Source organism: Tenacibaculum sp. XPcli2-G (assembly GCF_024124505.1).
In the GTDB taxonomy this organism is placed as follows: domain Bacteria; phylum Bacteroidota; class Bacteroidia; order Flavobacteriales; family Flavobacteriaceae; genus Polaribacter; species Polaribacter mesophilus.
The window spans coordinates 386,705-401,091 of record NZ_JAMXSH010000001.1; the positions used below are offsets into that span (position 1 = coordinate 386,705).

General features: G+C 31.7%; 16 protein-coding genes. 10 read left to right on the plus strand and 6 right to left on the minus strand.

The window, feature by feature from the left end; all coding sequences use genetic code 11:
• Positions 1-270: 270 nt before the first annotated feature.
• The 7 genes from NH341_RS01740 to NH341_RS01770 all read left to right on the plus strand — a co-directional run bounded on the left by NH341_RS01740 (position 271) and on the right by NH341_RS01770 (position 6,649).
• Positions 271-1,071, plus strand: coding sequence for a LexA family transcriptional regulator (locus NH341_RS01740; RefSeq protein ID WP_073182393.1), 801 nt, complete (start codon positions 271-273; stop codon positions 1,069-1,071).
• Between the two features lie 5 nt (positions 1,072-1,076).
• Positions 1,077-1,697 carry a hypothetical protein gene (locus tag NH341_RS01745; RefSeq protein WP_253055543.1) on the plus strand — a complete coding sequence of 207 codons (621 nt, stop codon included), beginning with the start codon at positions 1,077-1,079 and terminating at the stop codon, positions 1,695-1,697.
• Positions 1,698-2,384, plus strand: coding sequence for an alpha/beta fold hydrolase (locus tag NH341_RS01750; RefSeq protein WP_253055544.1), 687 nt, complete (start codon positions 1,698-1,700; stop codon positions 2,382-2,384).
• A 9-nt stretch (positions 2,385-2,393) separates the two neighbouring features.
• Complete coding sequence (locus NH341_RS01755; protein ID WP_253055546.1) at positions 2,394-2,978, plus strand: alpha-ketoglutarate-dependent dioxygenase AlkB; 585 nt, start codon at positions 2,394-2,396, stop codon at positions 2,976-2,978.
• 184 nt (positions 2,979-3,162) lie between these two features.
• The gene (locus tag NH341_RS01760; RefSeq protein WP_253055548.1) at positions 3,163-3,855 is read left to right on the plus strand and encodes a succinate dehydrogenase cytochrome b subunit; all 693 of its coding nucleotides are present in this window, start codon (positions 3,163-3,165) and stop codon (positions 3,853-3,855) included.
• A gap of 12 nt (positions 3,856-3,867) precedes the next feature.
• Positions 3,868-5,883, plus strand: a complete 2,016-nt coding sequence (locus tag NH341_RS01765; RefSeq protein WP_159610641.1) for a fumarate reductase/succinate dehydrogenase flavoprotein subunit — start codon at positions 3,868-3,870, stop codon at positions 5,881-5,883.
• 10 nt (positions 5,884-5,893) lie between these two features.
• On the plus strand, positions 5,894-6,649 hold the full coding sequence (locus NH341_RS01770) for a succinate dehydrogenase/fumarate reductase iron-sulfur subunit (protein ID WP_047788102.1): 756 nt from the start codon (positions 5,894-5,896) through the stop codon (positions 6,647-6,649).
• Positions 6,650-6,885: 236 nt separating this feature from the next.
• On the opposite strand, the gene NH341_RS01775 is transcribed toward NH341_RS01770, so the two are convergent.
• Positions 6,886-7,269, minus strand: a complete 384-nt coding sequence (locus NH341_RS01775; RefSeq protein WP_167712585.1) for a DUF1573 domain-containing protein — start codon at positions 7,267-7,269, stop codon at positions 6,886-6,888.
• Between the two features lie 198 nt (positions 7,270-7,467).
• On the opposite strand from NH341_RS01775, the gene NH341_RS01780 reads away from it, so the two are divergent.
• Entirely contained in the window at positions 7,468-8,439 is a 972-nt protein-coding gene (locus NH341_RS01780) for a sensor histidine kinase (protein ID WP_253055549.1), read from the plus strand.
• Positions 8,436-9,125 (plus strand): LytTR family DNA-binding domain-containing protein, encoded by a 690-nt coding sequence (locus NH341_RS01785; RefSeq protein ID WP_173360506.1) that lies wholly within the window; start codon positions 8,436-8,438, stop codon positions 9,123-9,125. The genes NH341_RS01780 and NH341_RS01785 overlap by 4 nt, the downstream gene beginning before the upstream one ends.
• A 10-nt stretch (positions 9,126-9,135) precedes the next feature.
• Here NH341_RS01785 and NH341_RS01790 read toward each other — a convergent pair whose 3' ends face one another.
• Genes NH341_RS01790 through NH341_RS01800 form a run of 3 tightly spaced genes read right to left on the minus strand, consistent with a single transcriptional unit; the run spans position 9,136 to position 11,482 of the window.
• Positions 9,136-10,266, minus strand: coding sequence for an endonuclease (locus NH341_RS01790; RefSeq protein ID WP_253055551.1), 1,131 nt, complete (start codon positions 10,264-10,266; stop codon positions 9,136-9,138).
• Positions 10,267-10,283: 17 nt separating this feature from the next.
• Positions 10,284-10,898 carry an FAD-dependent oxidoreductase gene (locus NH341_RS01795; protein WP_253055553.1) on the minus strand — a complete coding sequence of 205 codons (615 nt, stop codon included), beginning with the start codon at positions 10,896-10,898 and terminating at the stop codon, positions 10,284-10,286.
• A 2-nt stretch (positions 10,899-10,900) separates the two neighbouring features.
• Entirely contained in the window at positions 10,901-11,482 is a 582-nt protein-coding gene (locus NH341_RS01800; protein ID WP_047788084.1) for a MarC family protein, read from the minus strand.
• Between the two features lie 110 nt (positions 11,483-11,592).
• Here NH341_RS01800 and NH341_RS01805 point away from each other — a divergent pair, with 110 nt between their 5' ends.
• On the plus strand, positions 11,593-12,165 hold the full coding sequence (locus tag NH341_RS01805; protein WP_047788085.1) for a DUF3109 family protein: 573 nt from the start codon (positions 11,593-11,595) through the stop codon (positions 12,163-12,165).
• Between the two features lie 52 nt (positions 12,166-12,217).
• Here the strand turns inward: NH341_RS01805 and NH341_RS01810 are convergent, their stop codons facing one another.
• Complete coding sequence (locus NH341_RS01810) at positions 12,218-13,555, minus strand: deoxyguanosinetriphosphate triphosphohydrolase (RefSeq protein WP_073182733.1); 1,338 nt, start codon at positions 13,553-13,555, stop codon at positions 12,218-12,220.
• Between the two features lie 89 nt (positions 13,556-13,644).
• The gene (locus NH341_RS01815; protein WP_253055555.1) at positions 13,645-14,316 is read right to left on the minus strand and encodes a hypothetical protein; all 672 of its coding nucleotides are present in this window, start codon (positions 14,314-14,316) and stop codon (positions 13,645-13,647) included.
• Between the last annotated feature and the right edge of the window lie 71 nt (positions 14,317-14,387).

Below are 14,387 nucleotides of genomic sequence, written 5' to 3' on the forward strand. Positions count from 1 at the left end.
GCCCTGTTTAGTTGCTTTTCTAACAGTTCTTTTTTCTTGATTTTTGTTTTATTCAAAAAAATGTTTGAATAAACGAGTATAGATTTCAAAAAAGTGAAGAAAATCAAGTTGAAATCTTAAAAACACAATCGCTAAAACCACACAAATGTTTGATTATTACAATTTTTTTGTATATTAGCAATTCATTAACGAGGCAAATATAAAACATATTACATATTTAAACAAACAAAAGTTTAATTATTTTTGCAATATGTAAAAACATAAAATGTTATGGGAATTTCCGAAAAAATAGCAGCAATTAGAGATGCTTTTAACTTAAATAACTTTTCTTTTTCAAAAAAAATAGGTGTTACTGGAACCACTATAGATAGTATTATTAATGGGAGACCTCAATCTGACGGTAGTAGAAAAAAAACAAAACCTGGTTACGATGTTCTTACTTCTATTATTAATGAATTTAACATTAATCCTGATTATTTATTTGGAAAAAGTGATATAATGCTAAAAACAGAACCTACAAATATTCAAACATATTCTGGAGTCCCTCAGGTTGTTTCTGTGAATTCTTCGGGTAATGAAAATGTAGTTTATGTTCCTATACAAGCAAGAGCTGGTTATTTAAATGGTTATGGAGATTCAAATTACATAGAACAACTTCCTTCTTTTAATATGCCTCATCTTAATAATGGTACCTTTCGTTGTTTTGAAGTACAAGGAAACTCTATGGTGCGTACTTTTTTTGATGGAGATTTAGTTTTTGGAAAATATGTTGAAAATTTACATGATATTAAAGATGGTCGTGTATATGTAATTGTAAGTAAGAATGATGGTATTGTTTTAAAACGTGTAATTAATAGAATAGAAGAAAGAGGTAAACTTATTTTAAAAAGTGATAATAAAGATGGTAACTACCCTACTTATACCATAAATGCTGAGGAAATTATGGAAGTTTGGTATGTAACTATGTTCGCCTCTAAACAAATGCCTGAACCTGTTGATGTTTATGATAGATTACACGATTTAGAAAGTAAAATTGTTGAATTAGAAGAGCAAATTAGCAGTAAAAATTAATTTTTATGCTTAAAAAACTGCTTTTTTTAGTTCTTTTACTCCCTTTTTACACCACTGCCCAATCCAACTGGCAACAATTTAAAAAACTACAAGGAGCTCAAAAAACATGGGTACTACTCCATCCTTTTAAAGCAAAAAAAGCTTTTATTGTTTCACGTGAAGCATCAAGAGTAAGTGACTCTCTAAGAGTTTCTCCCTTACTAGATGGCGATCATGCAGGCGGACAAGTAGATGCTTTTCGTCATACTTTTTGGATGGCTTTATTACGACAACAAATTGGAAAAAATGCAGCTCGTTCACTTGGTAAAGCTCACGAAAAAGACAACTACAAAACATACAAAGAGCGAAAGTTAGAAGATGGTGTTATTCCTGATCAAATTTCTTCAGAAATGGATTTATTTAACAACGAAGTTGGTTTAACACTTTCCAAAAAAGGTGGTACCCTTCCTAAAAATGGATTGATCTACAGAGTAATCAACGCCATTCATCAAGGAAAATTAAAAATTATTAAAAAAGATAAAAACGGTAATTTTCTGACTTGTAATAACGAGGTGATTCCTAAAAAAACATTAATCGGCAAGTGGAAGAATAACAAATGTTTAGTTAGTTCTAATTATAATAGATAAATGCAAAAAGTATATGTAATTTCAGGCACCATGTGTACGGTAGATTTATGGCAATATGTTTTTCCTAAACTAAAAAACATACTTCCAGTACATATTGATATTATTCCTGCTAATTCTTTTGAGGAAATTAATCAAATGATACTAAATCATATTAAAGAACCAGCCACTATCATTGGTTTTTCTTTAGGTGGGTTTTCTGCTATGAACTTTGCAACCCATCATCCTGAAAAAGTAAAAAAATTAGTTATAGTTGCTGCCAATACTGATGGGTTGAATGAGTCGGAAATTCAATTACGAAAAAGCACTATTGACTTTTTAGAAAAGCACACCTACAAAGGAATATCTCAAGCAAGAATTCAACAGTTTTTACACCCAGATAATCACCGTAATTCCGAAATTATTTCTGTTATTAAAAAAATGGATGCCGATTTAGGAAAAGATGTGCTACTTCGTCAATTAAGAGCAACTTCAACTCGGTTAGATATTTCACAAAAAGTTTTATCCTTAAACACTCCTATATTTTTTATTGCTGCCGAAAATGATGCACTTGTAAATCTCAAAAAACTTAAAGAGTTTGTCAACAAATCTGAAAAAGGAACATGCATAATGATTAAAAATTGCGGTCATATGATTCCGCTTGAAAAACCTGAGGAATTGGCATCAATACTAAACTTCACCATCAACTAACAATATAAAATGTCAACTAGTCTTAACAATGTTATCAGTTACAGCTCTAAATTTTTACCTGAAAAAGATGCTACAAATCTATTTCAGCAATTAACAAGCCTGTCTGAACTTACAAATATGATGGAAATGAGACTTTCATCTGATGAGGTAATTAAATACAACTTTGGTAAATTAATGTTTATTGACTCTGATTTAATGGAGAAAAATGTTTTTCAAAAATCAGCTTGGGGAAACACTATGATATGGCCAAAATATATGCTTCCTTTAAAAAAGCAAATTGAAGAACACACTGGACAAGAATTTAAAACTTGTGTATGCATTTATTATCCCAATGGAAATTCTGGCATTGATTATCATTCAGATAAAATGGCTTTTGGAAACACTGATATTATTCCTTCAGTTAGTTTAGGTGAAGAACGTATGTTTTATCTTCGAGAAAATAAAACGATGATTGAAAACAAGATACTTCTGGAGCATGGAAGTTTATTAGTTATGGAAAAAGATTGTCAAGAATACTACGAACACAGCCTACCCGAAAATCCTGAATATTTAAAACCAAGAGTCAATTTAACATTCAGAAAATATGGTTTTTGAAACCCCATACATCAAAAAAAGCTTAAATTCACTCTCATTTTTTCCTCTACAAATATCAAAAAAACTGTTTTCTTAATTCACTATTTAAACCCATTCTAAATATTTAAGAAAACAATTCGTAAAGTTTGTTCAAGTACTGTCATCCTCTTAAATTTGTGCTATTATTTAATCAATCAACAAAATAATGAGCGGATTACTAAAATCTTCTATCGGAAGAAAGTTTGCCATGGCACTTTCGGCATTCTTCCTGATGTTTTTCTTATTACAACATTTTGCAATTAACATCACCTCAATTTTTCCAGATAATGGAGCAACATTTAACAAATTGTCGCACTTTATGGGAACTAACGGTTTGGTACAGTATGTAATGCAACCAATCTTAATTTTTGGTGTTGTTTTTCACTTTGTAATGGGATTCATCTTAGAAATGAAAAACAACAGTGCACGTAAAGTAAGTTATGCTAAAAATAACGGAGCTGCGAACTCTACTTGGATGAGTAGAAACATGATTTATAGTGGAGCCGCTATTTTAGCGTTTATTGTTTTACACTTTATCGATTTTTGGTTTCCAGAAATCAACACCAAATTCATTCAAGGTGATATGTCTGGTTTAATAGACCCATACAACTCAGAAAGTGGGTTAAGATATTTTGAAGAATTACAACACAAATTTGTAAATCCACTTAGAGTAGGTGCTTATGTAATTGCTTTTGTTTTCTTAGCATTACATTTATTACACGGATTTAATTCTGCTTTCCAATCTGTGGGAGCAAATAATAAATATACTAAAGGATTGAAAACTTTTGGTAAGCTTTACGCAATCTTAATTCCGTTAGGATTCGTAATTATTGCATTATTTCATCATTTCAATCACTAATACGCAACAAGTATGGCAACTTTAGATTCAAAAATTCCAAAAGGTCCATTAAAAGATAAATGGACAACTTATAAAGATAAAATTGACTTGGTAAACCCTGCTAACAAACGTTTAATTGACGTTATTGTAGTGGGTACTGGTTTAGCGGGTGGTTCTGCTTCTGCAACGTTAGCAGAATTAGGATACAACGTTAAAGCTTTTGCTTACCAAGATTCACCTCGTCGTGCACACTCTATTGCAGCACAAGGTGGTATTAACGCAGCAAAAAACTATCAAGGTGATGGTGATTCTTTTTACCGTTTATTTTATGATACAGTAAAAGGTGGAGATTACCGTTCTCGTGAAGCAAACGTTTATCGTTTAGCTGAGGTTTCTGCTAATATTATTGACCAATGTGTGGCACAAGGAGTTCCTTTTGCACGTGATTATGGTGGTCAATTAGATAACCGTTCGTTTGGTGGAGTATTAGTATCTCGTACCTTCTACGCGAAAGGTCAAACTGGTCAGCAGTTATTATTAGGAGCGTATTCGGCAATGAACCGTCAAATTGCTCGTGGTAAGATTGAAATGTTCAATCGCCATGAAATGTTAGATTTGGTAATTGTTGATGGAAAAGCTCGTGGTATTATTGCTCGTAACCTAGTTACTGGTGAAATTGAGCGTCACTCTGCACATGCAGTAGTAATTGCTTCTGGTGGATATGGAAATGTATATTTCTTATCAACCAACGCAATGGGATCTAACGCTACAGCTGCTTGGAAAGTTCACAAAAAAGGAGCATTCTTTGCGAATCCTTGTTACACGCAAATTCACCCAACTTGTATTCCTCGTTCGGGAGACTATCAGTCTAAACTAACCCTAATGTCAGAGTCGTTACGTAACGACGGACGTATTTGGGTTCCTAAGAAAATGGAAGATGTATTAGCTATTAGAGAAGGAAAATTAAAACCAACTCAAATTGCTGAAGAAGATAGAGATTACTACTTAGAAAGAAGATATCCTGCCTTTGGTAACTTAGTACCTCGAGATGTGGCTTCTCGTGCTGCAAAAGAGCGTTGTGATGCTGGTTATGGTGTAAATGCTACTGGTGAAGCTGTTTACTTAGATTTTAAATCAGCTATTGAGCGTTATGGTAAAGAGCAATGTAAATTACATGGAATTAAAAACCCTTCACAAGAGAAAATTATTGCTGAAGGTGAAAAAATAGTAGAAGCTAAGTACGGGAACTTATTCCAAATGTATGAAAAGATTGTAGATGACAATCCATACAAAACACCAATGATGATTTATCCTGCAACTCACTACACCATGGGTGGAATTTGGGTAGATTATAACTTAATGACTACTATTGATGGTTGTTATGCTATTGGTGAAGCAAACTTCTCTGATCACGGTGCTAACCGTTTAGGAGCTTCTGCATTAATGCAAGGTTTGGCTGACGGATACTTTGTGTTACCTTACACAATTGGTGATTATTTATCTAACGATATCCGTACAGGTAAAATTTCAACTGAAACTAAAGAATTTGAAGAAGCTGAAAAAGCGGTTAAAGATCGTATTGATTTCTTCATTAACAATAAAGGAGAGCATTCTGTAGATTACTACCACAAGAAATTAGGAAAAATTATGTGGGAAAAATGTGGAATGGCACGTAACGAACAAGGTTTAAAAGAAGCGATGGCTGAAATTAAAGCGTTACGTGAAGATTTCTGGAAGAATGTAACAGTTCCCGGAGGTGCAAATGAAATGAACCCAGAATTAGAAAAAGCAGGAAGAGTTGCTGATTTCTTAGAGTTAGGAGAGTTATTTGCTAAAGATGCCTTAAACAGAACTGAGTCTTGTGGAGGACACTTTAGAGAAGAGTCTGTTGAATTAGACGGACCTCAAAAAGGAGAAGCAAAACGTGATGATGCAAACTTTGCTTACGTTTCTGCTTGGGAGTATAAAGGAGAACCAGCTGATGCTGTATTACACAAAGAAAAATTAGAGTTTAACGATATTGAACTAAAACAACGTTCATACAAATAAGAAAAGAGATATGAGTAACATGAATCTTACGCTAAAAATTTGGAGACAAAAAGGAGCGAACGATAAAGGGAAAATGGTCGAATATAAGGTGACCGATATTTCCGAGCATATGTCTTTCTTAGAAATGATGGACGTATTAAACGAACAATTAGTTAATGCTGGTGAAGAGCCTGTAGCATTTGACCACGACTGTCGTGAAGGAATTTGCGGTATGTGTTCTATGTACATTAATGGTGAAGCACACGGACCAGATCGTGGAGTAACTACATGTCAGTTGCACATGCGTATGTTTAACGATGGAGATACTATTACAATTGAACCATTTAGAGCTGCTGCTTTTCCAGTAATTAAAGATTTAGTGGTTGATAGAGGTTCTTTTGAAAGAATTCAACAAGCAGGCGGTTATATTTCAGTAAACACATCAGGAAACACCACAGATGCCAATGCTATCTTGGTTCCTAAAGAAAATGCTGATAAAGCAATGGATGCTGCCACATGTATTGGTTGTGGTGCTTGTGTTGCTACTTGTAAAAACTCATCTGCCATGTTATTTGTTGGAGCAAAAGTATCTCAATATGCTTTATTACCTCAAGGACAGGTTGAAGCGACTGAGCGTGTTAAAAACATGGTTGCTCAAATGGATTTAGAAGGTTTTGGTAACTGTACTAATACTGGAGCTTGTGAAATTGAATGCCCGAAAGGAATTTCTTTAGAAAACATTGCTCGTATGAACTCAGAGTTCTTAAAAGCTAGCTTTAAAGGATAAAATAAGACACCTATACATAAAAAAACCGAGGCTAATGCTTCGGTTTTTTTATACCTTCTTTTATACTTAATATTTACACACTTATGCCTTTTTTAAATTTAAAGAAATGAAAAGCATATACATTTGTCTCCGATGATTACAATATGGTAATCCGGGGGGGCTATCTATTACTAAATCAATCATATCTCCAATTAGAGATAAAAAGCCTGAGCTTATAAACTCAGGCTTTTAAATTATTAAACTCTATCTTTTTCTTTCTCTTTTTCAACATGCCCTTTTATTTTTAACATTTTTCTAGATGCTTTAGCATTCGATATAATCGTAATGGCTTTTGAAAACCCTCCTACTCTTCTTGTATCATATAATACTTCTATTTGCCCTTTTTCACCTGGCATAATTGGTTTTTCTGGTTTTTTAGGAACTGTACACCCACAAGTGGATTTAATATCTTTTATAATCAACGGTTCAGTACCAATATTTGTAAACTCAAACACACGAACCCCATCAGCGCCTTGTTTAATTTTTCCGTAATCGATTGATGCTGTTTCAAATTGAAACTCTTGAGCGTTTGCCATAATTGCCATTAATCCTACAATTACACATAATACAGTATTTCTCATTTTTAATATTTTTTAGTTAGTAATAAATATTTTATTTCTTCGAATGTATCTTAATATCTCCCCATAAAAAAACTAATCGTATACACTACTATAAAACATGTACAAACAACTTATAACATGTTATTGATACAAAGAAAAACGTCGTTAGTACTTTCTACTTTGATTACAGCTTATATTTTGTTTACTTTGAAATACACAATGAGCCTTTTAAAAAAACATAGCGCTGAAATTTTAATCCACCTACTTTTTTGGGCTTTATTTATCTTTATCTCACTTTTTGTATTTACCCAATATTACTGGGCAGAAAACCCTTTTTTACAGTACTTTTTTATTCTTATCATTATCGTGTATACTAACAATCAACTATTGTTACCGCTATTCGTTAAAAAGAAATGGTATGTGTTATACGGAATTGCTTTTGTCCTTATTTCAGTTTTAGCAACTCAACTATACTGTAATGTTTTTGCACGTTGTGGATGTTCCATTATGAAATGTTTAAGCGATTATTTATGGCAAACTCTAGTACCTCTATTATTTTTCTCTTTTATATGGATGTTGTTTAAGTTTTTAGACGGACAAGAAAAATTAGCACAAACAACCCAAGAACGAACAGAAATGGAGTTGAAATTTTTAAAATCACAAATAAATCCGCATGTACTCTTAAATAATTTAAACACGATTTACGCGTATTCTATTGACAAACCTAATCAAACCCCCAATTTAATCTTAAAACTCTCAGAAAACCTTAAACATGTCTTATATGAGACAATTTCTGAAAAGGTTTCTCTTGAAAAAGAACTACTTTTCATACAAAACTATATCGATTTTCAAAAAATTCGAACTGAAGGAGTGAAAGAAATTGATTACCATTATAAAACTGATAGTAATCAATACCAAATTGCTCCACTCCTTTTAATTACCATTATTGAAAATGCTTTTAAACATAGCATTGCACATAGTAAGATTGGTATTTTTATCAACGTTACTAACCATCAATTACATTTAATAAGTAGTAATCAATTCAATATAAACACAAATAAAAATACCAAAGCCATTGGCTTAGAAAACTTAAAAAAGAGATTGCTATTAATTTATCCAGATAATCATTCTCTTTACATTCATCAAAAAGGAGATGTTTTTACTATAGAACTGAAAATAGATCAATTATGAAATGTATAATTATTGAAGATGAGTTGCCTGCGCAAGCTATTTTGAAAAAGTATATCGGTAAAATTCCAGATACTGAAATTGTACATGCTTTTCAAACAGCCATACAAGCTAATGAGTTTCTGAAAAACAATACTGTTGATGTTATTTTTCTAGATATTAATTTACCTGATATTTCTGGATTAGACTTTATAAAAACAGTTAAAAACCCTCCTAAAATAGTTATTACAACTGCATACCCTGATTATGCAGTAAATAGTTTTGAGTTAGAAACAATTGTTGATTATTTGGTAAAACCCTTTTCTTTTGATCGCTTTTTAAAAGCAATTAGTAAAGTAGAAAGTCAATTATTAAAATCAAAAACTTCAGAAAAAGAAGCTACTTATTTGAATATAGATAAAATTATACATAAAGTATATCTAGCCGATATTTTATACTTAGAATCTGATCGAAACTATGTGCATTTTATCACCTCATCAAAAAAATTGACGATTATAGATTCATTAAAAAACTGGAAGGAAACTCTAAATTCAAACAAATTTGTACAAATACACAAATCATATATTGTAAATTTAGAAAAGATTGAAAAATATACAGGAACTTTTCTTTATGTAGAAAACATCAAAATTCCTATTGGTAGAACTTATAAAAATAACCTATTGACTCTTTTAAAAATTAAGAATCAATAGGTTATTGGGACTACTCCCAAGTATTTTCAGCTGCATCACCATTCCAAATAACCGTAGCTAAATAAGGATTATCAATAAACGGATTTCTGTTTCCTTGCGCATTAGCAACTGCGTTGTTACGTTGTATCTCTATATCAGATACAGGATCTTCAGCATTCCACTGTAACAATAAAGTAACCATATTACTATCAGAAGCTGTAACAGAACCCACAGCTACATTCTTTGGTAAACATCTATCTCCATATCGCAAGTACATGTACATCATCATACGAGCAACATCTCCTTTCCATTCATTACCAGGGTACCAGTTCCCTGAAACGTCTCCGGCATTCCCTGTACCTGCAGCAAATAATTTATTCCCTCTTTGAGAATTAAAAGTTACATCTGAAGGCCTTAAATGATGCGCATCTGCCCCTGGACCTGAAGTTCCTAAATTTGGATTTCCTAATGACTTAGGGTATACATGCTCTCTATTCCAATCTCCTGTATTCCCTCCATTGGCATCTTTACTACGAGTTCTATCTGTTACATAATTACCATCTGTATCGTCATGACCATAAATTAAAACTACTTTGCTATTATCGTTAGGGTCTAAGTCTGATTGTTTTAATACATTCCAAACATCTGGCGTATAATCTAAGAAGGTAGTATGACTATTAATAATTTCAGTAGCTAAAACATCTTTTAAAGAACTTCCTGTTAAGGTAAAGTCTACATCTTTATAATATTCTGATAATTCAGAAGGGATATTAAAACTTCCTGGATTACCATTGGCTGAAGAATTTACATTAATGATTACCGTTGCAGTAGAACAATTACTTGGCGTAATTGTACTGCAAATAGTATACTTAAAAGAATCTGTACCTACAAAATCTTGTGCTGGCGTGTATATAAAAGCATTATTGCTCTTAACTATAGTTCCATTTCTTGCAGAACTAGTCTCTAACGTTACTTTTACATTTCCTGAAGTATAAGTATCATTCTCTAAAAAACTAGCTAATACATTCTCTTTATTTTCTTCAGCTTCAAAGGAATCATCAACAGCTACTACTTTATCTTCTGTTGGTACAACATCACTATCACTTCCTCCACAATTAATAAACAACATTAAAATTGTTATTATTCCTATTATTTTCTTCATGATTCTATCTTAAATAATTAGTCTTTTTTATGTTTATCATGCACTTTGGTAGGTACATTATCATTCCATACTGTTAAAATATCTGTCGCTACACTTGCTCCACTTCCTGCTGCAATTGCAAACTGACTTCTCCACCCAGCTAAGGTTCCGCAAACATATAACCCTTCTTTTATTAAGTGGTTGAAATTACGTAACTGAATTCTATCTTTCATAGCATTTGCTCTAATATGACGCTCTACATATTGTTCTAAACCAGCTATTTCAAAAGGTTTTGAATAGTTTAGGGCTATAACAACTTTTTTACTGTAATATTCATTTTTATTAGTGATTATCTTATATCCATTTTCATCATCCAAAACAGCTATCACTTTTTCATTTTCAATTTGAAATACTTCTGGGTATAAATTTTTTAACTGATTTCTACCGCTTTCTAGAATATCTTTTCCTAAAGTTTCTGGAGCTAAGCCTAGAACATTATTAAAGAGAGCATCTTGTAGGTGAGAAGAACGCTGATGCATTATAATTCCAACTGTTTTTCCTTTTGCATATTCTTTAGTAAGTGCAGAACCTAAAACTAAAGCGCATTGCATACCTGATACTCCTCCTCCAACAATAAGTACATCAAAAACCATAGTTAAGCTACTAACATTTTAAAGTTAGCCGCAAATAATTTAACTGCAATAGCTAACAAGATTACACCAAATATTTTTCTTATAATTTTTATTCCGTTTGGTCCAATTACTTTTTCAATTTTTCTGGACGTTTTTAACACAATATAAATTACAATTACATTTAATAAAACGGCTACAATAATATTTTCAAGGTTAAACTCTGCACGTAATGAAAGTAGTGTTGTTAAGCTACCAGGACCTGCTATTAATGGGAAAGCTAAAGGAAAAACAGTTGCACTTAATGCTTCCTCATCATCTTCTTTATAAAGAGTAATTCCTAATATCATTTCTAATGCTAGGAAAAACAAGATAAAAGCACCTGCCACTGCAAATGAGTGTACATCTATACCTATTAAATTTAATAGTCTCTGTCCTAAGAATAAAAACAGAATCATAATAAATCCTGCTATTACAGAAGCTTTTTCTGATTGAATGTGTCCTACTTTTTTACGTAAATCAATAATGATAGGAATGTTTCCAACAATATCAATTACCGCAAATAATACCATAAAGGCTGTGAAGATTTCTTTGAAGTTAAAGTCCATAGTTGCTATATTTTCGCGTGCAAAATTATATAAGTAATGTTACAATCTAGTATTTTTGCATTTAAATTTACAAGAAGTTAATATAAACTTCCCAATATTAAAGACATTTTATGTTTCAATTAGGAAAAACCATCGTTTCAGAAGACCTTATAGAAAAAGAGTTTGTTTGTAACTTATCTGCATGTAAAGGGGCTTGTTGTATAGATGGCGATGCGGGAGCACCCCTTGAAAAAGAGGAAACAATAATTTTAGAAGAAATATACCCAAAAATTAAACCTTTTTTACGAAAAGAAGGAATTGAAGCTATTGAAAAACAAGGTACTTGGATTACTAGTGATTTTGGTGAACTGGAAACTCCTTTAATTAATGATGCCGATTGTGCTTATGTTATTTTTGATGATAAAGGCACTGCCTTATGTGCCATTGAAGAAGCATATAACCAAGGTATTGTAGATTGGAAAAAACCCGTTTCTTGCCATTTGTATCCTGTTCGTGTAAAGGATTATAGTGAATTTGCTGCCGTAAACTACCACAAATGGGAAATTTGCGACGATGCTTGTTCTTTAGGTAAAGAATTACAAGTTCCTGTATACAAATTTGTAAAACAAGCTTTAATTAGAAAGTTCGGCCAAAACTGGTATGATGAACTTGAAAAAACAGCAGAAAAATATTTAAAAAAATAAGATAAAAAACGACGCTAAATAGCGTCGTTTTTTATCTTATTAGTATATATACTTAACTAATATTTCCCATTATTTTTCTATGTAAACGAATAGCATATCCATCAGATAAACCTGCAACATAGCTTGAAATTTGCATAATTCTATCATATAAGCTTTCTTTATCTTGTTGATATTCCTGTGGAATTAGATTAAGTACTAGCTTATCATAATTAGATTGTTTATCATCAAATTTATTATTTAAAGCAGTTACAAAAACATCTAGAAGATCTGCTATGATTTTATATCCTGCAACTTCTTTTTCAACAACCTCTTTACTTCTGTAAATTTTATCAACACTTAATTTAATAATATCATTAATCTGAGCTTCATATTTACATTTATCTAATAACCCTTTATCAAAGGTTCCATTTAAAATAGCTTTTTCATTATCTAAAAAGATGGCTACTGCTTCATTAATTAATACTCCTATGGCTAAGGCACGTAAATAACTTACACGATCTTTAGTATGCTGTAATGAATGGTATTTTTTACTATCAATCGTATCTTTTACCAACTTAATCATATATTCTAAGGCATAATCTTCTTCAATTAAACCTAGATTGATTCCATCTTCAAAATCGATAATTGTATAACAAATATCATCAGCTGCTTCAACTAAGTATGCTAATGGGTGACGATAATAAGAAACACCTTCAGATTCTTTTTTCAATAATCCTAAATCTTGCACAACATCTAAAAAAGCATCTTTTTCTGATTGAAAAAAGCCATATTTCTTATCTACTATATGCTTAGTAGGCTTCTTCGGCAAACTCTCTTTAGGGTACTTTAAAAAAGCTCCTAGTGTTGCATATGACAAACGTAAACCTCCTTGAATTCCTTCTCTATTTTCTGTTAGGATTTTAAACCCGTTGGCATTTCCTTCAAAATCTATTAAATCTTGATATTCTAAATCGGTTAATTGGTCTTTATACTGAAGTCCTTTTCCTGTTTTAAAATATTCTCCAATGGCTTTCTCTCCTGAATGTCCGAATGGTGGATTCCCAATATCGTGCATTACTGATGCCGCGGCTACAATCGCTCCAAAATCATTAAAAGTGTATCCTAGTTCTTTTAATTTTGGGTGGCGCTCTAGTAATTCTTTACCTACTCTTCGTCCCAACGTACGCCCTACAACTGATACTTCTAAACTATGCGTTAAACGTGTATGGACAAAATCGGTTTTTGATAATGGAATTACTTGTGTTTTATCTTGTAAGCTACGAAAAGCCGATGAAAATATAATTCTATCAAAATCTACCTCAAAACCTAAACGAGTTTCATCTTGTTTTGCACGTTCACGTTTTTGGGTATCACCAAAACGTTTTAAAGAAAGGAGTTGTTCCCAGTTCATCATTCGTAAATAAAATTTTGTCGAAAATACAAAAAAAGAGAAGTTGAAAGACTTCTCTTTTCTTATACTGCTATATATATTTAATTTTTCTAAGCTACATTCCAAACCTGTTTGATCTCAAAACAAATTTTTTCAACCTCTTTTAAAATTTTCTCAGGTTTCTTTGCAGAAGAGACTATTCTTTGTCCAAATACATCTATAGATAAACATATTTCTGGTAAAGGAATAGCATTGTACTTAGGTGCAATTTCCGAAATATGTTTATTCAGAATTGTAGCAACCATTTTTGATTCATTTAAATCAAAAATATTTCCTTTTGATAAATGAACTTTTACACCACCTATATATTTAACTCCATCATAATCTAAAGTAAAAACTACGTCTGGAGAAACTATAATTTCGACATCATTTATCCAAGTAGATTTTACACTTCTTTTTTTTATTATATTTAAATTATGATTCTTTAAAATCTCAGGTAATTCAATATTCAAATATCTTCTCATTGCTTCCATTGAAACATCTTTATTTTGAATTTGTCTAGGTTTTTCAACTACTTTATCTTTTAACCTAGCCAAACCTTTAATAATTTCCTCATTATTACCATTTTGAGAAATAGATTTTTTAATACAGGCTCTTGGTGTTTGATACCAGCCAACTTTAATTACAGAAGGGTTCTTTTGATCACGAATTACTCTTCTCTTTTTTGCTTCTGTTCCTTTAGAAAAATCAATTAAAGGGTTTATAGATATTTTATATATCATCTTTATGTTATTTTTTTGACTTATTGTTATGTTTATTTTTTGTTAATAAGTCAGTTACTTAGTCTAAAATC